Below are 22,792 nucleotides of genomic sequence, written 5' to 3'. Positions count from 1 at the left end.
GACTTTCATTTAAGGATCCTCAGGCTACAGCTCCTACGCCGGCGAGGTCTCCAAGGCGCCGGAGAACCTCGTGAACAGGAATTTCCACGCCGACGAGCCCAACCGGCTGTGGCTCACCGACATCACCGAGTTCAGGCTCCCAGGCGGCGAGAAGGTCTACCTGGGCCCAGTCATCGACTGCTTCGGCGGGATGCTCGTCGCCTGGTCAATCGGGCTGCACCCCGACAAGCGCCTCACGAACTCGAGCCTGCGCCTAATCCAAGCGAGATTCCAGACTCGACAGACCATTGAGAGTCAGATCGTTGGCGACCTCCGACACACGCTCGATAGGAACCGATCCGTCAGACAGTGCCCACGTGCGATAGATACCGATAATGCCTGACAGCAAAAACGCCAGATAGTAATCGAACATCTCGTCCTTGAGACCTTGGGGCAGCAGATCGCGCTCGGCAATCTCGTGCTCGAGCGGCGCACGAAGACGAGCCATAAAATCATCGAGCGGAATGTTCTCGATCAGCTGACGATTGAGCACCAAGTTGTTGCACAGTGCCTCGTTAACGGTTTTAAAGAAGGTCGCCGCCGCGCCCAGGGCGCGCTCGTTAGTGTCGCCGTCCATGGAAGCAAGCGTTTTCTCGACCGAGTCGACAATCATCTCCACCACATCGACGGCAATGGCATCGAGCAGGCCGTCAACCGTGCCAAAGTGCACGTAGAAGGTTTTGCGGTCGACATTGGCCTCGCGTGCGATGGCACTCACCGTAATGTCTGCCAGCGGCTTTTCCATGAGCAGGCGCTCGAAAGCGGAAAGGATGGCATTACGGCTGCGAACAATGCGGCGGTCAAGACGCGGTTTGCTGGTTGCCATGGGCGTGTCCCTTCGATATGCGAGCATTCATCAACAGATGAGAGATAATCTACGTAAGAGGATTATCCCCCATACAGCACAAATATGCCCCGCATCATGAAGAACGCACGACTGTCCTACTGCGACTTAGGGTGCTTCTTCTTATTGAGTGCCGACGGAGATACGCGAATACCATCGCCTGTCTGGCGCACATAGGCTTTATGAGCCGGCTTAGCGGTCCCAGAAGCCTTCTGAGCGTGCTTCTTGGGATCAACGGTAACAGCATTCGTGGGGTGCGGCTTAGTGGGCGCAGAGGGCGTCTGAGGCGTGCGGCCGAGCTTGCGCATCACGCGATCCCAGTGCGCATGGATGCTCTCGTTGTGGGCACTCTTAAGTCCCAACAGGGGCGCAGCCAAAATGGTCGGCGCAATAAACGTAATGAGGCGCCACAGCAGATAGCCAGCGGTCGAAGCCGACCCAAAGAAATGACCCAAGAACAATGCAAAGCCGCCCTCAGCGCCACCAGTTCCACCGGGCAAGGGAACCGCAGAGCTCAGCAGCTGGACAAAAGCGCTCGCGGCCATGACCGAGAAAAAGTCGACCTCGTGGTGGCCAAAGGCAAGCATCAGGAAATACGGCACCAGATAGAAAAACGCGAGCTGCAGCATGGTGATAAACACGGTGAGCAGCATGGAAGAAAAATGTCCGGCCGAAAGCTTGAACTTCTCGGAGAAGGAGTAGATCTCGCCATCGACAAACGCGCGCCATCCCTCGATCTTAGTGGCCGAGACACCAATGCGCTCAAGCCAATTGATGATGCAATGGGCGACGCGCGTGACGGTCTTAGGCATGAGCGCGACGGCGAAGATGCCAAGCAAGATGCAGCAGTGCCCACCAAAGCTAAAGACGCACAGCAGCGTCATGTCGCCATAGCGCTCGGCGAAAAACGGCATGCGAGCAAGCAGTAGGATAGCGCCCCAGGCAACGAGGCCAAACTGGTACACGATAAAGCGTGTGAACTGCGTGGCGCCAGCCTCGCCGACATTTTGGCCCGCCTTGGTCAGGCGGTAGATCTGGGCGGGAGTCGAGCCCATCATCATAGGTGTGAGGTTGCCAAAGAAGATGCCACTCGCCTCGACCGAAATCAGGTCGCGAATGCCGACGGGTGAATTGGGGTCGAGCCATACGGCGATCGCATAGGCCACAATGCCAAAGAACAGATACATGAACATGCAAAGACACGCGACAAAGAGCCATGACGCCTGCACGCTCGACATAGCGGCCCAGAACTGCCCCATCTGCCCGGTTACCACCAGATAGACGATATAACCCACCAGCACGACGCCGATAAAGATGGCGCCGCGGCGTGCGCTCTTATTGTCATCTCCGCCCGAGGCCTCAACCTCAACCTGGGGCTTAGACGTATGCTGAGAGGACTCCGTCATGAGACTCCTTCTAACAGTCAAAATATCTTGGATATTGTACCCGCAAGGACCATAAGCAGAACGCAAAGCTCTGGTTCAAACGGGAATTGCAGACGGTTGTTTGAAAATAAAAAACCCGGCCTTCCATGGGAAGTCCGGGTATCAGATGCGTGGTAGCCCGTACCAGATTCGAACTGGTGATCTCCGCCTTGAGAGGGCGGCGTCCTAAACCGCTAGACGAACGGGCCATAGGGCTCAGCAGAAAAGAAGTGGTAGCCCGTACCAGATTCGAACTGGTGATCTCCGCCTTGAGAGGGCGGCGTCCTAAACCGCTAGACGAACGGGCCACATGACATCTGCACTGCCGTGCTGCGAGGAAATATATTACGGGACAAAAAACATCAGCGCAAGAAGAAATTCCAAATTGCCGAAAAATTGTCGGCAGGTTATGGAACACACAGGTAAACTGGGTAGCTAATTCAAGTTGAGACGGACCAAAAGAGCTTCGCGCTCGTTGGGGATGTTGTCTTCGATCACGGCGTCGAGGGCGGAGTTGAGTAGCTGCCCCAGTTCCGGCCCGGGCTTGACTCCGGCACGGATCAGGTCGCCGCCGTTGATGGCGAGCATCTTGAGCGTATAGGGCTCCCCCGCCTCCAGCAGCTCGTGCGCCAGCGCGCGCATCTCCTCAATCGTCTCGACGTAATAGAAACACGACGGGGCCTTACCGAGCGTATCGGCACGCTTAAGATCCATGAGCTCGTCAATCAGACGCGGCGTATCGACGCCCTCGCCCGAAAGCGCGCGCATCATATTGAGCAGGCAGGAGCGCTCGGGACGCAGCGGCTTGTCGTGATACTTGATGAGTAGGCACACGTCGCGAACCAAATCGTGCGAAAGCGCCAGGCGATCCATAATGATGCGCGCCTTCTTGGCGCCGAGCTCGGGATGACCGTAGAAGTGTCCGCTGCCGGCGTGATCGACCGTGAAACACTCGGGCTTGGACACATCGTGCAAAAACGCCGCCCACATAAGGCTCGACGAGGGCGCGACGCCGTCGCACAGCGCAAGCTCCCCTGCCACCGTCAGCACACGGGCGATATGCTCGTAAACGTTAAACGCATGATAGACACTTCGCTGATCAAAGCCGCGACCCGCTGCCAACTCGGGCACGGCGGCGCAGATGAGCTCGGGGTAGCGCAGCATGGCGTCTCCCCCATGACCGGTCGAAAGAATGCCCTCGAGCTCAATACCCACGCGCTCGCGCGCCACGGCGTCGAGCAGCGGCGCGCACTCGGCAAGTGCGCGCTTAGTCTCGGGCTCAATCATAAAGTCCAGGCGGCAGGCAAAGCGCACCGCACGCAACATGCGCAGGGCGTCCTCGTTAAAGCGACGCTTGGGATCGCCGACAGCGCGAATCAGTTTGCGCTCCAAGTCACCCTGGCCGTCGTAGCGGTCGACAAGCCCGCGCTCGGGATGCCAGGCCATAGCGTTGACGGTAAAGTCGCGGCGCGCCAGATCGTCCTCGAGCGAGGCGGCACGCTCCACACTCTGGGGATGGCGACCATCGGTGTAAAAGCCATCCAGACGGTACGTGGTGACCTCGATACGCTCGCCATCGGAAATAGCCGTGATTCCGCCAAATTTAATGCCCGACTCCACAACCGCGATGCCGGCGGCCTCGAGCGCCGCTTTGGACTCCTGCCACAGGCCGCTGCAACACATATCTACATCGTGGCTGGGGCATCCCATCAGCGCGTCACGCACCCAACCGCCCACATACCAGGCCTCAAGACCGGCATCCTCGAGGGCTCGCAACACGCGCAGAGAGGCGGCTGACGGCTGCGTGGCGTTGAGCGAAACATTGCACATTCCTGTGGCCTCCTGCGATTGCGGGTATATCGATTGACGGTTTCCAAGAAGTCTAGCAAGAAACGGGAGCGGGCGCACACGCAAACGCGTTTCAAGCACGATTGAATCCCAAGAGCTCTGCCACCGAAATGAAAAAGCACCCGCCTCGGTAATCCGAGACGGGTGCTCAACAAAGCAAGAAACCAAGGCCCGTACGTTGCGTTAGCAGACCTGACGGATGGCGATGCCCTTCTGATACTCATCGACCTTAGCAAAATCGCCCAAACCCGGGCACTCGACCACGTTGGCGCCGGTGGCCATCGAGAGGCGCAGAGCGTCCTCAACACGCTCGGGAGCGTCGTGCCACACGGACAGGAAGGCAGCGAGCGAGGAATCGCCGGCGCAGACCGTCGACAGCAGCTTGACCTCAAAGGTGCGGTTGGCAAACCAGATGTGCTCGCCGTTGGAGAAGTACGCGCCGTCGCCACCAAGGGTCAGCAGGACGTTCTTGGCGCCCTTGGCATGCAGCTCGGCCATCGCGCCCTTGACAGACTCGTCGTCGCCACCGCTCACCTTAATGCCAAAGATGTCGAGCAGCTCGTCGTCGTTGGGCTTAATGAGCAGCGGCTCCATGGCAATGAGGTCTGCCAGCTGATGGCTCGAGATATCGAGCACGAACTCAGCGCCTTTCGCCTTCACGCGGCGCAGGACCTCGGCCAGGAAGCCCTCGGAGGTGTTGGGAGGCAGCGAGCCGCTAATGACCAGGCAGGTCATGTCTGCGAGCGAATCGATAAGCTCAAACATCTCCTGCTCGTTGGCCTCGTTGATGGCGGCACCGGCGTTGACCATGTTGTACTCGGTGTCGGGGCCGGCGTTGAGGAAGACGTTGACGCGCGTGATGCCGTCGGTCCACACGGGCTTGACGGGCACGCCCAGGGCCTCGGCGCCCTTGACGATGAACTCACCCGAGAAGCCGGCAAAAAAGCCCAGGATCGTGGTGTCGACGCCGTAGTGATCGAGCGTGAACGAGACATTGAGGCCCTTGCCGTTGGGCGTATAGACCGCGTTGCGCGTGCGGGTGACGGTGTTGGCCGAAAGGCCGTCGCAGGCGATGTTGTAGTCAATGGCGGGATTTGCAGTGAGCGTATAAATCATGAATGTTCCTTTCACGAAGCAACGTGTTAATGAAAGTATATTCCACGTATCGGTAAAAGGCTAGGACAACTCGGCGAACGGTGTGGAAGCGATGAAGTACGGCAGGACACCTCTCCCCCATGGCGGAACAAAAAGGCGCCCCAGCCGAAACCGGGGCGCCGCATGCGCACGAATATGTCGCGTTTCGATTACTGACGATCGAGCTTGCGGACAGCAACGCGCTTGCTGTACTCATCGACGTGGCCGAAGTCGCCGATGCCGACGGACTCGGCAACGTTGGCGCCGGTGGCCATAGCGAGCTTCATGGCCTCCTCGACGTTGTCGCGATCCCTGTACCACTTGTGCAGGAACGCAGCGAGGGTGCAGTCGCCGGCGCAGACGGAAGAGACCAGCTTGATGTTGAACTCACGCTTGGCATACCAGATGTCCTCGCCGTTGGAGAAGTAGGCGTCACCGCGGCTACCACGGGTGAGCAGCACGTTCTGGACGCCAGCCTCGTGAGCCAGCTTCATGGCAACGCGGACCTCGTCGTCGGTGTCGACCGGCACGCCGAAGATGGCCTTCATCTCGTGATGGTTCGGCTTGATGAGCAGCGGCTTCTTGTGAGCGAGCTCCTTGAGCTTGTCGGAGGACAGGTCCAGGACGACGTCGGCGCCACGGGCCTGAGCGTGCTCCATGACCTGAGCCAGGAAGTCGGGCGTAGCTTTGGGAGGCACGGAGCCGGAGACGATCAGGCACTCAAGGTCGCCCGCGGTGTCCAGGATGTTGTAGAGCTCCTCCTGGTGCTGCGGCGTGATCGGAGCACCAGGGTTCAAGATGCCGTACTCGTGCTGGCCATCGTTGACGTAGGTGTTGATGCGCGTGATACCGTCGGTCCAGACCGGGCGGCAGAGGCAACCCAGGTTCATGACCTCCTCGACGATAAACTTGCCCGTGAAGCCGGCGAAGAAGCCGAGCGCGACGGTGTCGACGCCCATCTTCTTAAAGGCGAAGGACACGTCGAGGCCCTTGCCGTTAGCCGTGTAGCTGGCCGAGCCGGTGCGGACGTTCTCGTCGGGCTCGAGCGGAGAGCTCGAAACCGTCATGTCGACAGCCGGGTTAGCGGTTAGCGTGTAGAACATTTACAGTACCCCCTGTATATGTGAGGGCCGCGTGGTCGGCCCATTCCAACCACGCGGTTACCTCTGATACCAAATTAGCGAGCTGCGGACTCGAGCAGTGCCTTGACCTCGGCAGCGGTGTTGCAGGCGAGCGCCTTCTCGGCGAGCTCGTCGCACTCGGCCTTGGTCCACTGGCTGATGGTCTTGCGGGCGCGCAGGATGGACGGAGCGCTCATCGAGAACTCCTCCAGGCCCCAGCTGATCAGCAGCGGCTCGAGCAGCGGATCGGCAGCAGCCTCGCCGCACATACCGACCATGATGCCGGCCTTCACGCCGCTCTCGATGATGTTCTTGAGCGAGCGGAGCACGGCGGGATAGTAAACCTGGTACAGGTTGGAGATGGTGTCGTTACCACGGTCGGCGCACATGGTGTAGCCGATCAGGTCGTTGGTGCCGATGGAGAAGAAGTCGGCGACCTCGGCCAGGCGGTCGGCGAGCAGCGAGGCGGCAGGCGTCTCGACCATGATGCCGACCTCGATGTTCTCGTTGAACTTGCGACCCTCTTCGGTCAGCTCGGCCTTGCACTGCTCGACAAGCTCCTTGACAGCCAAGACCTCCTCGACACAGGTGACGAGCGGGATCATGATCTTGACGTCACCGAAGGCGCTAGCGCGCAGCAGGGCGCGGAGCTGGACCTTGTACTGGTCGGGGTTGGCCAGGCAGTAACGCACGGCGCGGAAGCCCATGAAGGGGTTCTCTTCCTTGACCATGTGCAGGTACGGAATCTCCTTGTCGCCACCCACATCGAGCGTGCGGATGATGACCGGAGCGCCCTTGAGCGCGCTGGCGACCTTACGGTAGGCGTTGAACTGCTCCTCCTCGGAAGGAAGCTCAGCAGAGTCCATGAACAGGAACTCGGAACGGAACAGGCCAATAGCCTCGGCGTCGTGATCGAGCGCGTTGGGCACGTCATCGGGGTTGCCGATGTTGCAGGCAATGATCTTCTTGATGCCGTCGGCAGTCACGGACGGCTTGCCGCGGAAGGCCTCGAGAGCCGCCTTCTCGGCAGCGAAAGCCTCGGCCTTGGCAGTGTAGGCGGCGAGCGTCTCCTCATCGGGATCGGCCTCAACGATACCCTTGCCACCGTCAACGACAACGGTCATGCCGTTGCGCAGTGCGGTGCAGCTGTTGGAAACCGAAAGGACGGCCGGGATCTCGAGGGCGCGCGCGATGATCGCGGAGTGTGACGTGCGGCCACCGGTCTCGGTGACGATGCCGGCAACATGGGCCTTATCGATCGTGGCGGTCATGGACGGCGTGAGGTCGTGCACGACAACGACGGTATTCTCGGGCAGGACGGAGAGGTCGACGACCTCCTTGCCCAGCAGCTCGGCCAGAATACCGGTGCGGATGTCGGCGATGTCGGCCGCGCGCAGACGGAACATCTCGTCGTCCATGGACAGGAACATGTTCTCGAACATGGTCGAGGTGTCCATGAGCGCCTGCTCGGCGCAGGTGCCGCCGTCAATAGCGGCGTTGATGGCGTCGGTCATGCCCGGATCCTGAGCCAGGACAATGTGTCCGCTCATGATCTCGGCCTCGGCCTCGCCCACCGTCTCCTTCATGTGGTCGGCCTGAGCCTGGGTCTTCTCGCAGAAGACCGAAAGAGCGGTCTGATAGCGCTCCTTCTCTGCTGCCGAATCAGCAACCTCGTGCGGCTCAAACGTCAAGTCGGGATCGACGGCGACCATGACGGTGCCGATACCGATGCCCTCGGAAGCGTTGACTCCCTGATACATTCCCATTCCTCTCTCCGTGTCATGTGATAAAGCGTTTTGCCATATCCATGACAAAAGAGCGCAGCTACCTTTAAACAGGTCACTGCGCCCCCAAATATGAACTTAGTTGTTCAACATGCGACCCGTTTGAGTTCTACTCGCCAAGACCGCTCTTGATGAGCTCGATGGCAGCAGCCAGAGCCTCGGCCTCGTCAGCGCCGTCGCACTTGACCTCGACCTCAGTACCGCAGGGGATACCAGCAGCCATGAGAGCCATCGGGGACTTGCCGTTGACCTCCTTCTCGGGGGTGACGACCGTCACGTCACAGGCATACTTGCCCATGGTGGAGGCGAACAGACCAGCCGGACGCATGTGCAGACCCTGAGGATTAACGAGGGTAGCCTTCTCAGAAACCATAATTGACTCCTTTTTTGTGTTTAACCCCTGTCATGCATGTGGCAGGAGTCAGATTCACGACGTTGTTTATATTAACTCACATCAAACGGTTTTTCATTGTGTTTCGCGCGAATTGTTGGACAGATGTCGTTCGCTGTCCGCTCGCCTGCCGGGCGGGGCGGTTAAGTTTGTCGCGAGTTCCGCACGCAAAGGAAAGCACTTAATGTGCTTTCCGTCTTGCGCAGGACTGTAGAGCAGCAAACTTAACCGCCCCGCCCGGCAGGCGAGCTGCGGAAACTCGGTCGGTCCAGAGCAATATCCCGCAAACGGAATTCTGGCTGAATAACTGTTTGCATGGGAGATCTGGTTGATGCGGTCATCTCTGCCCTCTTGTGGACTGAGGAGTGTCCCAAACTGCCGGCAGAAAAGGAAAGTCCCTAAGTGCCGAGTTGGGATGAAAAAGGCGGAGGCCCTGGAGAGGGTCTCCGCCTTTGTTACAGGGGGCGAAGTTTTTCACGTACCGTGGAATTAGACCAGGCGGGCGTTGATCGTCTTGGCGATCTTGGCGGCGTCGGTGGAACCCTTGACGGTGGCACGGAAGTCCTCGTCCATGAGCGCCTCGGCGACCTTGGACAGGATCTTGAGGTGCGTGGTGCCAGCCTGTGCACCAGGGATGAGCAGAGCGATGGCCACGTTGACGGGAGCGCCGTCCATGGTATCCCAACCGGTCACGCCGGACTCGTCCTTAACGACGATGACGGCAGCCTCGGTAATGGCGTCGGACTTGGCATGCGGGATGGCGAAGCCCTCCATCATGCCCGTGGTGCCCTCGGCCTCGCGGGCCAGGAAGGCGTTCATCACGGCGTCGGCGTCGCTGGCGATACCGGCCTTGACAGCCTGGTTGGAAACGAAGCTCAGAGCCTCGTCACGAGAAGCGAAGTCCTCGGCGACAAAGACATTCTCGACCTTCACGAAGTCGGCAGCCTCGGCCTTAGGGGCCTCGACGGCAGCAGCCTTGGAAGCCTCAACCGGTTTGGCTACAGGAGCGGCCTTCTGATTCTTCTCGAAGTCGTACTTCTTGAAGGCCACGAACAGGATGCCACCGACCACAGCGCCGATGAGGATCGCGAGGACCCACAGCGGACCGTTCTCGACAACGGGCAGGACCAGGAAGCCACCGTGAGGCGCCGGATCGTGAACGTTGAACATAATGGTCAGGATCGAAGCGATAGAGGAACCGAGCATCATGATGGGCATGACCGGCCAGATGTTCTTGGTCATGAATGGAATGGCGCCCTCGGTAATGTGGGTGCAACCAAGAATGAGGTTGACGATACCGGCGTCATGATCCTCCTGGCTGAAGTACTTCTTGCCGACGACGACGGCGAAGGTGGTGATCAGCGGCGGAACGATGCAAGCAGCGGAGACGGCAGCCATGAAGTTGGTGCCGAAGTTGTAGGTATCGGTGCCAACGCCAGCAGCCAGTGCCTCGGTGAGCATAGCAGTACCGGTGACGTAAGCAGCCTTGTTGACCGGGCCGCCCATGTCAAAGGCGCACATGCAGCCGATGGCAAGACCCAGTACAACGGCGCCAGAGGCGGACAGGCCCTTGAGGAAGTCCATCATGGCGGTGTTAATGGCAGCCATGGGGCCGGAAATGCCGAGCATGACCAGGCCGACGATAGCCGTCGAGAACAGCGGATACAGGAAGATAGCCTTGAGGCCGTCCAAGTTCTTGGGCAGACCGGCAAAGACCTTCTCGAGCAGCAGGATGACATAACCGGCGAGGAAGCCGCCAACGATGCCGCCCAGGAAGCCGAAGCCCACGCCGGCGCCACCGGCGTCGATCATGCCGGTCTCGGCGTTAACGGGCAGGCCCTGGATGGCGATCATACCGGCAACAAAGCCGGGGACGAGCGCCGGGCGCTTGCCGATGGATTCGGCAATGTAGGCGGAAAGCACCGGAACCATAAGGTTCATGGCGATGCCGCCGATGATCTTGAGCATCGCAGCAAAGCTGTTGTAGTCAGACGCCGTCGAATCGAAGGACGTAATGCCCCACAGGAACGAAACGGCGGTCAGGACACCACCGGCAACGACGAAGACCAGCATATGGCTAACGCCGTTCATGAGGTGCTTATAGATGACGTGGCCGATGGACTCCTTCTCCTCGACTTCGTCCTCGACATCGGCAGCGGCTGCAACCGTGCTGTCGCCCTTAGCGGCGAGCGCGCGGTCAATCAGCTTACCGGCGGCCTCAACGGACAGGGCCTTGGAAACACCAACGGAAACCATGGGCTTGCCGGCGAAACGCTCAGCCTGGACATCCTTATCGGCTGCGACGACAACGGCCTTGGCGCCAGTGATCTCGCTCTTGGTGAGCTCGTTCTCGACACCGACCTGGCCATGAGTCTCGACCTTAATGGTCAGACCGCGCTCGGCAGCTGCCTTCTCCAGCGCTTCCTTCGCCATGAAGGTGTGCGCAATGCCGGTCGGGCAACCGGTGGCGGCGATGATGTCAAACTTAGCCATGTGTCCCTCCTTCTTGAGTACAGCGCCCGCGGGCGCTCCCCTACACGCGCTTCGATGCGCGTTTTTCCACAACTGAAAGATACCAACCTACCGTCCGCGTGAGAAGAGACAAGATGCAATTCTCCGGTGAAAGGTTCTTTCATAACCGTAAACGGTAGGTGAAAGTTTACCATCAACACTTGAAACGGCAAGGTGTATCTTGTAATTGGAAATGCCCGTATACTATGGCATTGCAAATCAAATTAGATTTTCATGCCAACCAGGAGCCATCCATGACCGATAGTAGCAAGAGCGCACTTTCCCTCATAAGCACCCATCAGGGATACAGCGAGTCCGAGCAGCGCATTGTCGACTATATATTGGAGCACCAGTCCGAGGCGCCGCGCCTCACGGCCGCTCAGCTCTCACGCGCCGCCGCCACGTCCGAGGCGACCGTTTCGCGCTTCTGCCGCAAGCTTGGCTTTGGCAGCTTCCGCAGCTTTCAGTTTTCGTTGGCGAGGGATTTGGAAAGCCAGCGCAACGAGGGCCTGACTGACGAGGTCTCGCTCTACAATATGGAGCAGAGCCTCAAGAACATCTTGGCTGCCAAGGTGAGCGAGCTTAATGCGACCATCGACGGAATCGACCACGATACGCTGGCGGCTGTTGTGCATGCCCTTAAGCATGCAGGGGTTATTGAGTTTGCAGCTGTGGGCAATACGAACGCGGTCGCGCTCGATGCGACGTTTAAGTTTTCGCAGCTGGGCCTGCGCTGCATGGCGAGCACCATTAGCGAGACATCAATCGGCTTTGCGCTCACGTTACGCCCGGGTGACGTCATCGTGCTAATCTCAAACTCCGGCAAATCGCGCCGACTGAATCGCATGGCAAAAGCGGCTCGCAACTGCGGCGCAACCGTAGTCGTCATCAGCAGCGACAGCAAATCCCCGCTCGCACGTCTGGCAGACTACACTTTTAATACCGTCAACCACGAAGCGCTGCTGACGACAGGCGACTTTGCGTTCTCTAAGATCAGCGCCACGATGATCATCGAAGTAATCTACAACTTCCTGCTGCCCGAGATTGAAGACGCTCGCGAGCATATCAGCTACTACGAGGAGCTCATCCAGCCGGATAAGGTTGTGGAGTAAAAAGCGTAGTGGGACAAAAAATTCAGTCTATTTTGTCCCACCAACACCGGTGATACAACCTAGCCTCGAGCTTCTTCAAGCATCTGCTTGGCGTGGGCCAAGCTCGCCTCGGACTGATCGCCGCTCAACATGCGGGCGATCTCGGCGGTACGCGCTTCGCCGGTCACCTCGTCCAAATGCGTCTGGGGAACATCGCCCGGTTCCTTACTGACAACATAATGTTTGTCGGCCATGACGGCGACCTGCGCCAAGTGGGTTACGACAATCACCTGATGCGTAGCGGCGAGATCTGCCAGCACGCCCGCGAGCGCACGCGCCGTGGAGCCACCGACACCAGCATCGACCTCGTCAAACACCAGCGTATCGACACCATCCGCGTTACCGAGGACAACCTTGCTTGCCAGCATGACGCGGCTGAGCTCGCCGCCCGACGCAATTCGACGCAGGGGGCGCGGCGTCAAACCGGCACCGCTGCGGTATAGCAGCTCGTAGCTCGAAGGACCAACGGGCGTCCACTCAGCACGCGGAAGATCGCGCGACTCCCAGACGAGCTCGGCGCCACCCATCTCCAGGCGCGCCATCTGACGGCCGACCTCGTGGCAAAAGCGCGGGGCTGCGGTATTCCGCGCGCGCTTAAGTGCCTTGGCGGCGGCAAACAACTCGCGCTCGGCGCTCCCGAGTGCCTCACGCGCCTTTTTGATCTGTTCATCGCCATCATCGACCAGAGACAGCAACTCTTGTGAGCGTTCGCGCATGGCAAAAACATCGTCCATGGTGGGACCCCACTGACGCAACAGACCCTTGAGGTCGGAATACCGCTCACGCATGCGAGCGAGCTCGCGCGGGTCGAAGGCGACGCCATCGCGATAGGCACGAAGCTCGTTCGCGCTATCCTCAAGGGATATACAGGCATCCGAAAGCGCATCGGCAATGTCACCCAGTTTGCGATCGACGCTAGCCATACGGGAAAGCTCTGCCACGGCGCTGTTCACGGCATCGAGCGCTCCTCCTTCGGCGGCAAGCGATGCATGGGCATCGTTAGCAGTGGCAACCAGTACCTCGGCATGTTCGGAGCGCGGCAGCAGCTCCTCGAGCTCCTCGCACTCGCCTGGCTTGGGGTCGACCTCGCCGATGCGCTCGAGGGCAAAGCGCGCCTCCTCGACGCGACTCCCCTGCGCACGCGAGGCCTCTTCGACACGTCGAACCTCGTTGGCGGCGACACGCGAAGCCTTAAAACAGGCGCGATACTTCTCGAGCGCCTCAAGCGCTGCGCGCCCAGCCCAGGCATCGACCATGGCAACATGATGCGCCGGATCGAGCAAGCGCTGGTGCTCGTGCTGACCGCAAAGATCCATCATCACGCCGACGCGCTCCGAAAGCTCACGCACGCTGGCGATGCGGCCGTCAATTTTTACGCGGCTGCGGCCCTCGGCAGAAAGGCTACGCTGTACGGTGAACCCCTCCGTGTCGTGCGGACCGTCGAACAGGCGTGCCTCGACGCTCGCCAGCGCCTCGCCCTCGCGCACCGTCGACGAATCCGCGCGCTCGCCCAATATGAGCTTGAGCGCCGAGAGCAGCGCGGTCTTGCCGGCACCGGTCTCGCCGGTCAGGACAGTCAGGCCGGCACTCGGCACCAGCGTCGCCTCACGAATGAGTGCAATGTTAGAAACCTGCAGCTCATCGATCATGACGCACTCCGTAGAACACGCGGCTCACCGAGTTATAGAAGCTCTCGGGACCGTAATCCAGCAGCAGCACATCGCCGGGACCACGGCGCACAGCCACGCTCTCGACCGTGCCATCGCAGGTAATAAATTGTCCATCGATGGCGATCGCCGGAACGCTCGGGCGATCATCGGACATAAAGATCTCGACGACATCGCTCGGCGAGGTCAAAAAGGCGCGAGCCTGAATGGTATGCGGAGCGATGGGCACACAGACCATGCCCGTGTAATCGGGACTGACGATGGGGCCGCCGGCGGAAAGCGCGTAGCCGGTGGAGCCGGTCGCCGTCGATACAACCACGCCGTCACCGCGCAGGCGGTCGATATGATGGCCGGACACCGTGATGTCGAACTCGACCATATCGGACAGGGGCCCGCGCGTAAGCGCCATGTCGTTGAGGGCAAACGTGCGCACAACATCCTTCGTGCCGTCTTCGCGCACCGAAACGATATCGGCGGCGATAGTGGCGCGGCGACTCACATGGAGCTCACCGGACAAGGCATCGCTCACGACCTGCAAAATGTCGCGCTCCTCGGGACTCGCGGCCGTCAAAAAACCCAAATGACCATAGGAAAGACCGAGGATAGGAATCTCACGATGGTTGAGGATGCGGGCAGCGCGCAGCAGCGTACCGTCACCGCCGAGCGTAATGACCAGGTCGGCATCGTCAACATCGGGCGCACTCTGGATCTTGGAACGCTGATCAGCAGCCCATGCGACCTCGTAGCCCTGGCGCGAAAGCCAAAGCTCGAGCATCAGGCCGCTCTCGACCGCCTCCTGCTTGTAGTAATTGGGAACCAGAAAGACCTTCATAGCGTTGCAGCTTTCTCGCTCAAAACCGATACCTGGGATTGCAGCTCATCGTCGGTGCGCTCGCCGGGGGCAAACCTCGTGCCGTACAGGAAAAACTCGACGTTGCCCTTGGCGCCATGGATGGGCGACACGCACACGTCGACCGGGAACAAGCTCTTCGCGGCAAACAGCTCGATGACCGCAACGAGCGTGTCGACACGCACGGCGGGGTCGGTCACGATACCGCCCTCACCCACCAGCGACGCCGGTGCCTCAAACTGCGGCTTTACGAGCGTGCAGAACGAACCCGAAGGCTTCAGGCACGCCAGCACGGCGTCGATGATATTCGCGATGCTGGTAAACGAGACATCACAAACAGCCAGGTCGATGGCGCCGGCATAGCCAAGCTCAGGCAGCTGCGTCACGTTGGTGCGCTCATGCAGCGTCACGCGATCGTCCTGACGCAACGACCAATCGAACTGTGCGCGACCCACGTCCACCGAGACAACGGTCGCAGCTCCGCGCTTGAGCAGGCAATCGGTAAAGCCGCCGGTAGAGCAGCCTACGTCCAGGCAGGCAAGGCCCGTGGGATCGGTACAAAACGCATCGAGCGCACCCTCGAGCTTAAGGCCGCCGCGTCCAACGTACGGAATGCGCCCTTTAACGTGCAGCGGTAGGCCCGGCGTCACCTTTAGGCCCGGCGAAGTCAAGCGCTCGCCGCCACTCGAGACCAAGCCGGCCATAAGAGTGCGAAGGGCATCCGCGCGATCGGCGCAGATGCCCTGTGAAATCAGTTCGTCATCAAGACGCACGCGTTTCATGAATGCCATCAACCATTCGTATCCGGAGATGCGGCCTAGCTATCCTGGGATTCGTTTGCCGCATCCTCATCGTATTCCTGCTCGAGCTTATTGGCCTCACGCGGCGTCAACTCAAACTTGTCGACCATATCGACCGCGCGGGAACCCAGCTCAATCGCTTCGTCAAACAGATCGAGCGAACGCTCCAGGGACGTATCCTTGGAGCGAACGGTAGCGATGATCTGATCCAGACGGTCCGAGATCTCGTCAAAGTTGCGGACAGAACCCTCTGGCATGACTACTCCTCGAAGGAGTCGACGACAGCCTCGGCGGCGTCCGCATCCTCGGCCAGCACGCCAGCCTCAGCCTGAGCAACAGCAACCTTAGCGGCAGCCTCGGCAGCCTCGGCCTCCTCGCGAGCGCGATCTTCGGCCAACAGCTCCTGGTACAGGTCCTCGCCCGGCAGCTCCTCGCTGCGAGCGATCTTGCCCAGCACGCCGTTGACGAACGACGCGGACTGGTCGGTGCCATAGGCCTTGGCAAGCTCGACGGCCTCGTTGATCACGATGGCGTCCGAGACCTCCTCGTCGGTGAGGAAACGCATCTCATAGACGGCGATACGCAGCAGATTGCGGTCGGCGCCGGGCATGCGCATAAGATCCCAGTTCTTGGCAACGGAGCGCAGAGCGCAGTCGATGCGGTCGATATGCTCGTAGGCACCGCGGCACAGCTCCAGCGCATAGGGGTCGAGGGGACCCTTCGAAATCAGGAAATCGCCCTCGAGGACGCGCTCGAGCGGGCTGTCCGTGGCCTCGGCCTGGAACAGCAGCTGCAGCGCCTGACTGCGGGCAAGCGTGCGCCCGCGATAAACCTTAAGGCTCAAAGGTTACTCCTTGGGGAAAACGAGGCCGTCGATGCAAACGTCAACGCGCTCGACCTCAACGCCCACCTGGGCATCGATGGCGGCGACCACGGCGGCGCGAACGGCCTCGGCGAGTTTCTTGAACGGATAGCCAAAGAACACCACGACACGCACGGTGAGTGCGAGCTTGTCGCCGATGACCTCGGCCTCGACCGCCGGCTCGGAAGCCGGGGCCTTGGACGAGAGCATCATGGAGACAAGGTTGGTGGCAAGGTCCTTGACGCCAACGGAGGCGATGCCCTCGACATCCGACACGGCGCGCGAGACGATGGCGGTCAGAACATCGGGCGAAATGCCGATGCCGTCAATCTTGATTTCCTGGGGCATGAGTCCTCCTAGAAGAGTTGGTTGCTAGACGCGGGAGACGAACTTGCCGTCGCGGGTGTCAACCTTGATGACCTCGCCCTCGTTGAGGTACATGGGGACCTGGATGACAGCGCCGGTGTCGATCGTGGCCGGCTTGGTGGAACCCTGGACGGTGTCGCCCTTAAAGCCCGGGTCGGTCTGGACGATGGTGGTCTCGATGAACATCGGCGGAGTCACGCCCATGAGCTCATCGTCGGCGAAGAGCAGCTGGCAGATGTCGTTCTCGCGCAGCCACTTGGAGTTCTCGCCCACCATGTCCTCGGGAACGGGAACCTGCTCATAGGACTCGTTGTCCATGAAGATGTAGTCGGTGCCATCGTTGTAGAGGTACTGGAACTCACGGGTGGTGAGCATGACGCTCTCGAACTTAGTGCCGGCGTTGCAGGTGTTCTCGACGACGCGGCCGCTCTTGATGTCGCGGGTCTTGTAGCGCACAAACGCGCCGCCCTTGCCCGGCTTGACATGCTGGAACTCGACGATGGTGTAGACCTTGTCCTTGATGCGGAGACCGAGGCCGTTCTTGAAGTCGGCGGTAGAAATGGTAGGCATAGCGACCTTTCTTGTTATGGGCAGAACGCACAAGCGTCCAAATTACATACGACCGAAATTATACACTTGCAGACGGCGCCTGCAGCGAGCGCATAAAAAGAGAACGCGGGGCGCCCGAATTGCTCCGGAGGCCCCGCCCCAAACTATCTACCGAAGTAGACTAGCAATCGATGACGTGAAGGTCATGCGGCGTCTTGGTGAAGGGCTCGTAACCGTTCTCGGTGACCACGCCGTAGTCCTCCAGGCGCACGCCGCCCACGCCGGGCAGGTACACGCCGGGCTCCATGGTGATAACCGAGCCGATCTCAATGGTGTTCTTGCTGCGGTTGAAGTTGGGCAGCTCGTGGATGTCAATGCCCACGCCGTGGCCCAGACCATGGTTGTAGTAATCGCCATAGCCGGCATCGCCGATGATCTTCTTGGAAAGCTTGAAAATGTCGTTGCCCTCGACGCCCGGATGGATGGCGGCGACGCACTCCTCGTGCGTACGGCGCACGAGCGCGTACAGGTCAAGCTGCTCCTGCGTGGGCTCGCCCATCACAACAGTGCGTGTCATGTCGGAGCGATAATCGCAGTAGCCCGCGCCGTAATCCATGAGAACGAAATCGCCCTTCTCGATCACGCGGTCGCTCGGCACGGCATGGGGGTTGGCGGTGTTGGGGCCGCTCGCCACGATGGAGCCGAAGGCAAGGCTGTCGGCGCCGTTGGCGAACATAAAGTTCTCGAGCTCGTTACGAACCTGCTTCTCGGTCATACCGGGCTTAATAAAGCCGAGCATGTGCTGGAAGGCGGCGTCGGTGATCGACTGTGCGTGGCGCATGAGCTCGATCTCCTCGGCATCCTTGATGGCGCGCATCTTGCGGATGTCGTCGTGCATCAGCGGCAGCATGCAGGCGACGGAGCGGTCCTCTAGGCCGCGCTGAATGCCCTGGTAGAAATTAATCTGCATATCGTCCTCGACAGCGCAGACGCGGCACTTGTTGGCCGCGATCTTACCAGCGACCCAACCGGGGATGGTGCCCTCGTCCATGTCGTAGACCCAGGGGCTGCCGGCGGGCGTATTCTCCTCAAAGCTGTTGAGGTAGCGCGAGTCGGTGTGGAACAGACACTGGTCGGCCGTAATAAACGCAGCGTGCGGGAACTCAAAGGTGTAGTCGAAGACGCCCTTCACGCCCGTAAGCCAACGAAGGTTGGCCTCGTCGCGCACCACGATGGCGTCGTAGCCACGCTCGGCCATCAGGGCACGGACACGCTCGATACGACCGGCAGGACCGGCAGCAAACTCAGACATGCAGATTCCTTTCTTGTTGTCTCTATATAGACGGGACGGGTCTCAACCGAACGACGGAATCGCATGCGATCCGCAACCGATTGGAAACCCGCCCCTCAACATGATACGTAAGACGATGGATGTCAATAAATCTTAGAGAAGTTCTTTGCGAGAAGCCAAGTAGGCGTGAGCATGGCGGTCGAGAACCTCGTCCTCAACGCTCGTTAGACGAATGGCGCCGAGCGCCGCGGGCAGCGGCAACATGCTACGGTTCGAGCGGACAAACTGCTGCCTGCGGAACTCCTCGATATATGCGTCAGGCTCCAGATCGAAGGCGAGCTCCTCGATACCAAAGTCCTCCAGGCAGTCATCGACCTCAAAGACGTAATCGATATCGAAGTCGCAGGCATCATGTGCTAGACGCGCCTCAAAACGCATGCCCTCGGACAGCAGCTGGTAGGCAGGGACCTGCGAAGCGGCATCGCCCAAGCAGGAGCGCAGGGTACGCTCTCCCGTCTTGCCAAAATCGAGCGCATGGCGGGCGCTCGGGTTCGTGGCCATCAGTACGTCCTTGCGGGCAGTCTGAGACCACTGAACGGCATTGACGAGCGCGACCTCCTCGCCCGCGAGAATCTCGGGAACGGTCTCGGTAAACTGATTCCAGCGGGACTTGCTGCTCGAAAGCATGGTGCCAACAAGTACCGCATAGCCGAGCTTGAGGTCCTCGGGGTCCGCCTCGCGAACAAGGTCGAGGTCACACACGACCAAGCCCGGCTCGGGACGGAACGCGATAGCGGGAAGCGCATTCGCCGACGAGGAAACGAGCGGCTTCATGGTCGTCGCGACCGTGAGCATGGCGTCGAACGTCGTCGGCAGCAAGGCGCACTCGGTGCGACCGCACCACTGATTGGCACACCAGCAAACGACCGAGCAGGTCGCCGTGTCGCCGACAGCGACAACGAGATCGTCGCAGGTAATGCCGTTAGCCGACAGGGCGCCAAAGACGGTATCGGCATCGGCAAGCGTAGCACCAGCAGGTGAAACCTCGAGGACGAGCAGCGACACGGCAAAACCGGCGTCAACCAGCGCATGCTCGACAGCCTCGCCAAAACGCTCGGATGTGGCGTCGTTCCAAACCACCATCGCGCGCTTAGGCTTGCCCACAGCCGAGGCAAACATGCGCGACAGTTCCTCGAACGCGCCCAATCCGACGCGAACATCGACACTGCGGTTTTGGAAATTGATAAGTTGGCGGCGAATCATAGCAGTCCACGCTCCAAAAGCATCTCGGCACAAAGGTAGGAAACGTCCTCGAAGGACTTGTTGCGAATATCAAGGGTAATATCGGCGGCTTGGCGATACAGCGGACGGCGATGCTCAAACAGGCGCGCAGCATGCTCGGGCGAGCGGAAATCGGGCCGGGTATCGGAGCGGCGAATCTGGCGCAACGAGTCCTCAAAGTCGCCTTCGAGGTACACGCATGTACCCATCTCGTGCATCAGTTCAATGTTCACCGGCGTCTCGACGATGCCACCCCCGCACGACACCAGCAGGCTGCGCTCGCTTTGAAGCGAACGGAGTGCCGAGGTCTCGAGCTCGCGAAAACGGTCCTCGCCCTCGGTCTCAAATATCTCGGTCACCGACTTGCCACATCGACGCACAACCAAACGATCGGTATCGATAAAACGCCGCTTGAACATAGTGCCGACGTTGCGCGCGAGCGTCGATTTGCCCGCGCCCAAAAAGCCGATAAAGAAAATATGGTCGCAGCCGTGTTTGATGTGCTGAGACATGGCGAAACCTATTCCTCGCAGGGAAGGTCGCGCAGGGCCCGGCGCTCAAAGATACGGAAGATCTGCGTGTACCACAGGTCCTGGGTTGCCTGCGGCTTGACCAGGATGGTATCGACGCCGGCGAAGTTGCCGCTCCACACGTCTGTGTAGAGCTGATCACCGATCAGCACAGCTTCGTCTGCCGTGGCGCCAAGGCGCTTAAGACCCGCCTTCAAGGCAAACGGGGCGGGCTTCATGGCGTGGCTGATGGCCTCGAGTCCAAGCTCGCGTGCAGAGCTCATGACCTGATCGCGATGCCAGTTGTTGGACACCATGCACAGCTTAAAGCCTTTGGCACGGGCGGTATCGAGCCAAGCGGAAACCGCGGCGGGAACCTGCTCGGTGTCGCGCGGCACCAGGGTGTTATCGCGATCGAGCAGAATGGCGCGTTTGCCGTCGGCCCACAGGGTATCAAGGTCGATGCGATCGACCGAGGCAACGTATCGTTTGGGGCTAAAAATCCTCATGCTAATTCCAAGACTGTTGATGCTCTTCGTAGGTTTGCGAGAAGTACTCCTCGTCCTGCGTAATGTAGAAATACAGGTCATCGGAGTCGGTCGGCTCAAGTGTGGCCTTGAGCGCCTCGAGCGACGGAGAGCAGATGGGCGTGGGCGGCAGGCCCTCGTGCTTATAAGTGTTATACGGGCTATCGCTCTGCAGGTCGTCGGCGGTAACCTCGCCACCGGTGACATACATCATGGTCGCATCGCTGTTGAGATAGCGCAAACCGTCGAGCTTGCCGGCAAGGCGGTTGTAGAAGACCGAGGCCACGTGCGCACGCTGATCGGCGTTGAGGCCCTCGCGCTCAACGATAGAGGCCAAGTTGACGATGTCGTAGTCGGACATCTCCACACCGTAGCGCTCCTTGATCTTGGCTTCGCAGCTCGCAAAGTCAAGCGACTTGTACTCGGTCTTAAACTGATCGAGCATGGCACGAATCACGTCATCGGCCGTCGGCGAATCGCCCAACGAATAGGTCTTGGGGAATAAGAAACCCTCGAGCGAGTCGTTGGCGGCGCCCTTAAGGAAGCTATAGTCGTCCACGTAGTTGGAGGCCTTGGCCTGGTTGAGGAAGTCTTCCCTAGAGATGCTGTCGTAGGCCTGGGCAACACGGTCCGCGACTTGATCGACCGTCAGGCCCTCAGGGATAGTCAGCGCATTGGAGCCCGCGTTGGGGCCTTCCATGAGCTGCTGAACAACCTTGGTCGCATCCATGAGCGTGGTAAACGAATAGGTGCCAGGCTTAAGCGACATATCGGCGTTGAGCTTTTTCACCGCCGCATAGTAATCCTTGGGATTTTCGACGATATGGTTCTCGGAGAGAATCGAGGCGATCGTATCGCCCGAAGCACCGTCGGGAATGGTCACCGTAACCTGCTGACCAGCCGTGACCTTCGTATCCTCACCGGCGAAGAAGCCCTTGACGGCCGGCACGACAAAGAAAGCGATCGCAGCAAGCGCGAGCACGGCGACGACGCCACCGATAATCATAGGCACCGGGGAGCTTTTCATTTGAGCACCGCGACGAGCATGCGTGTTGTAGCTCGAGCGGGTCGCCGGAGCAACGCCATGCGAACCACGAGCGTGATGCGAATGCGATTGGGGGGCCTGCGTTCGCTGGGTAGGTGGCTGCTGCTTAAAGCGGGTGCCGCCTGCAGGCTGGGCCGTACGAGCAGTGGGCTGCTGAGCCGCGTGAGAAGCCGGATGCTGAACCGAACGAGCAGAAGGCTGCTGACCCGTCCGTTGAACAGGTTGGGCCGAACGAGAGAAGGACTGCACCGGGCGCGCGGCAGACTGAGCTGCGCGCTGCGTCGGCTGTGCTGGACGCTGGCCAGGCTGGGCAGGGCGCGACGCCGGCTGCTGCGTACGATTCGGCTGGCGCGGATCGGAAGCGCTAGGCATGCTGGACCTCCTCGTTTTTACGATCGAGCCACGTCTGCAAAAACAGGCTGGCGGCAATCATGTCGATCTTGCCCCTCATCTGCTTTTCGTTGAGTCCCTGCTCGCGCAGGATACGCTTGGCCTCTTGCGAGGACAGACGCTCGTCCTCAAACTCCAGCGGAAGATCGAGCTCGTCGGCAATCTTTTGCGCCACAGCGGCAACGCGATCGGCCTGAGGGCCGGGCTCACCGGCCATGGTCAGGGGACGTCCGCTCACCAGGATGTCGGGCTCATAGTCCTCAACCAGGTAGCGGAACGTCTTGGCCATACCGGTGACCTCGGCGGCCGGGAGCACCTTGACGGGCATCGCCATCTTGCCATCACGGCTCGAGACGGCGATGCCGATCCTGGTCTCCCCTATGTCCAGCGCAAGCGCGACCACAGTGA

Annotated in this window: 22 protein-coding genes, 2 tRNA genes and 1 pseudogene; 2 read left to right on the top strand and 23 right to left on the bottom strand. The window is 60.1% G+C overall.

Annotated features, from left to right (window positions below; genetic code table 11):
- Nucleotides 1-25: 25 nt before the first annotated feature.
- Nucleotides 26-250, top strand: a pseudogene (locus CSV91_RS10145) (DDE-type integrase/transposase/recombinase); the annotation flags it as partial.
- Between the two features lie 3 nt (nt 251-253).
- On the opposite strand, the gene CSV91_RS02605 reads toward CSV91_RS10145, so the two are convergent.
- The 10 genes from CSV91_RS02605 to CSV91_RS02560 form a co-directional block, all read right to left on the bottom strand.
- Complete coding sequence (locus tag CSV91_RS02605; protein WP_157757975.1) at nt 254-865, bottom strand: TetR/AcrR family transcriptional regulator; 612 nt, start codon at nt 863-865, stop codon at nt 254-256.
- A 116-nt stretch (nt 866-981) separates the two neighbouring features.
- Complete coding sequence (locus CSV91_RS02600; RefSeq protein WP_099431689.1) at nt 982-2,289, bottom strand: lysylphosphatidylglycerol synthase transmembrane domain-containing protein; 1,308 nt, start codon at nt 2,287-2,289, stop codon at nt 982-984.
- Between the two features lie 150 nt (nt 2,290-2,439).
- Nucleotides 2,440-2,516 (bottom strand) — tRNA-Glu (locus tag CSV91_RS02595).
- A gap of 22 nt (nt 2,517-2,538) precedes the next feature.
- Nucleotides 2,539-2,615: transfer RNA gene (locus tag CSV91_RS02590), tRNA-Glu, on the bottom strand.
- 127 nt (nt 2,616-2,742) lie between these two features.
- Nucleotides 2,743-4,137, bottom strand: coding sequence for a CCA tRNA nucleotidyltransferase (locus CSV91_RS02585; protein WP_099431688.1), 1,395 nt, complete (start codon nt 4,135-4,137; stop codon nt 2,743-2,745).
- A gap of 201 nt (nt 4,138-4,338) precedes the next feature.
- Nucleotides 4,339-5,271, bottom strand: a complete 933-nt coding sequence (locus CSV91_RS02580; RefSeq protein ID WP_099431687.1) for a 1-phosphofructokinase family hexose kinase — start codon at nt 5,269-5,271, stop codon at nt 4,339-4,341.
- 188 nt (nt 5,272-5,459) lie between these two features.
- Nucleotides 5,460-6,392 carry a 1-phosphofructokinase family hexose kinase gene (locus CSV91_RS02575; RefSeq protein WP_099431686.1) on the bottom strand — a complete coding sequence of 311 codons (933 nt, stop codon included), beginning with the start codon at nt 6,390-6,392 and terminating at the stop codon, nt 5,460-5,462.
- A gap of 74 nt (nt 6,393-6,466) precedes the next feature.
- Nucleotides 6,467-8,170 carry a phosphoenolpyruvate--protein phosphotransferase gene (ptsP, locus tag CSV91_RS02570; RefSeq protein ID WP_099431685.1) on the bottom strand — a complete coding sequence of 568 codons (1,704 nt, stop codon included), beginning with the start codon at nt 8,168-8,170 and terminating at the stop codon, nt 6,467-6,469.
- A 133-nt stretch (nt 8,171-8,303) separates the two neighbouring features.
- Complete coding sequence (locus tag CSV91_RS02565) at nt 8,304-8,567, bottom strand: HPr family phosphocarrier protein (RefSeq protein ID WP_022094575.1); 264 nt, start codon at nt 8,565-8,567, stop codon at nt 8,304-8,306.
- A gap of 507 nt (nt 8,568-9,074) precedes the next feature.
- Nucleotides 9,075-11,078, bottom strand: coding sequence for a fructose-specific PTS transporter subunit EIIC (locus CSV91_RS02560; RefSeq protein ID WP_099431684.1), 2,004 nt, complete (start codon nt 11,076-11,078; stop codon nt 9,075-9,077).
- 272 nt (nt 11,079-11,350) lie between these two features.
- Between CSV91_RS02560 and CSV91_RS02555 the strand changes: the two genes are divergently transcribed.
- Nucleotides 11,351-12,208: a MurR/RpiR family transcriptional regulator gene (locus tag CSV91_RS02555; RefSeq protein WP_232049540.1), complete on the top strand. Its 858-nt coding sequence runs from the start codon at nt 11,351-11,353 to the stop codon at nt 12,206-12,208.
- Between the two features lie 59 nt (nt 12,209-12,267).
- Here the strand turns inward: CSV91_RS02555 and CSV91_RS02550 are convergent, their stop codons facing one another.
- The 13 genes from CSV91_RS02550 to ruvX all read right to left on the bottom strand — a co-directional run bounded on the left by CSV91_RS02550 (nt 12,268) and on the right by ruvX (nt 22,787).
- Nucleotides 12,268-13,896: a DNA repair protein RecN gene (locus tag CSV91_RS02550; protein ID WP_099431682.1), complete on the bottom strand. Its 1,629-nt coding sequence runs from the start codon at nt 13,894-13,896 to the stop codon at nt 12,268-12,270.
- Nucleotides 13,886-14,746, bottom strand: a complete 861-nt coding sequence (locus tag CSV91_RS02545) for an NAD(+)/NADH kinase (RefSeq protein ID WP_099431681.1) — start codon at nt 14,744-14,746, stop codon at nt 13,886-13,888. Before CSV91_RS02545 ends, CSV91_RS02550 begins: the two co-directional genes overlap by 11 nt.
- Nucleotides 14,743-15,546, bottom strand: coding sequence for a TlyA family RNA methyltransferase (locus CSV91_RS02540; RefSeq protein WP_232049613.1), 804 nt, complete (start codon nt 15,544-15,546; stop codon nt 14,743-14,745). Before CSV91_RS02540 ends, CSV91_RS02545 begins: the two co-directional genes overlap by 4 nt.
- A gap of 35 nt (nt 15,547-15,581) precedes the next feature.
- A complete protein-coding gene (locus CSV91_RS02535) occupies nt 15,582-15,821 on the bottom strand; it encodes an exodeoxyribonuclease VII small subunit (protein WP_099431679.1) in 240 nt (79 codons plus the stop codon).
- A 2-nt stretch (nt 15,822-15,823) separates the two neighbouring features.
- Nucleotides 15,824-16,408, bottom strand: coding sequence for a transcription antitermination factor NusB (gene nusB / locus CSV91_RS02530; RefSeq protein ID WP_099431678.1), 585 nt, complete (start codon nt 16,406-16,408; stop codon nt 15,824-15,826).
- Nucleotides 16,409-16,411: 3 nt separating this feature from the next.
- Nucleotides 16,412-16,774, bottom strand: a complete 363-nt coding sequence (locus CSV91_RS02525; protein WP_035138197.1) for an Asp23/Gls24 family envelope stress response protein — start codon at nt 16,772-16,774, stop codon at nt 16,412-16,414.
- 24 nt (nt 16,775-16,798) lie between these two features.
- A complete protein-coding gene (efp, locus tag CSV91_RS02520; protein WP_006233983.1) occupies nt 16,799-17,362 on the bottom strand; it encodes an elongation factor P in 564 nt (187 codons plus the stop codon).
- Nucleotides 17,363-17,522: 160 nt separating this feature from the next.
- Nucleotides 17,523-18,653 carry a M24 family metallopeptidase gene (locus CSV91_RS02515; protein ID WP_099431677.1) on the bottom strand — a complete coding sequence of 377 codons (1,131 nt, stop codon included), beginning with the start codon at nt 18,651-18,653 and terminating at the stop codon, nt 17,523-17,525.
- Nucleotides 18,654-18,785: 132 nt separating this feature from the next.
- Nucleotides 18,786-19,895, bottom strand: a complete 1,110-nt coding sequence (locus tag CSV91_RS02510; protein ID WP_099431676.1) for a 3-dehydroquinate synthase family protein — start codon at nt 19,893-19,895, stop codon at nt 18,786-18,788.
- The gene (locus CSV91_RS02505) at nt 19,892-20,425 is read right to left on the bottom strand and encodes a shikimate kinase (protein ID WP_099431675.1); all 534 of its coding nucleotides are present in this window, start codon (nt 20,423-20,425) and stop codon (nt 19,892-19,894) included. The genes CSV91_RS02510 and CSV91_RS02505 overlap by 4 nt, the downstream gene beginning before the upstream one ends.
- A gap of 8 nt (nt 20,426-20,433) precedes the next feature.
- A complete protein-coding gene (locus tag CSV91_RS02500; protein ID WP_099431674.1) occupies nt 20,434-20,931 on the bottom strand; it encodes a YqeG family HAD IIIA-type phosphatase in 498 nt (165 codons plus the stop codon).
- A gap of 1 nt (nt 20,932) precedes the next feature.
- Nucleotides 20,933-22,366: an endolytic transglycosylase MltG gene (gene mltG, locus CSV91_RS02495; protein WP_232049539.1), complete on the bottom strand. Its 1,434-nt coding sequence runs from the start codon at nt 22,364-22,366 to the stop codon at nt 20,933-20,935.
- On the bottom strand, nt 22,359-22,787 hold the full coding sequence (gene ruvX / locus CSV91_RS02490) for a Holliday junction resolvase RuvX (protein WP_099431672.1): 429 nt from the start codon (nt 22,785-22,787) through the stop codon (nt 22,359-22,361). The genes mltG and ruvX overlap by 8 nt, the downstream gene beginning before the upstream one ends.
- Between the last annotated feature and the right edge of the window lie 5 nt (nt 22,788-22,792).

Source organism: Collinsella aerofaciens (assembly GCF_002736145.1).
GTDB lineage: Bacteria > Actinomycetota > Coriobacteriia > Coriobacteriales > Coriobacteriaceae > Collinsella > Collinsella aerofaciens_A.
Note: the sequence above shows the minus strand (reverse complement) of the source record. Positions and strands in the feature narration are given on the sequence as shown.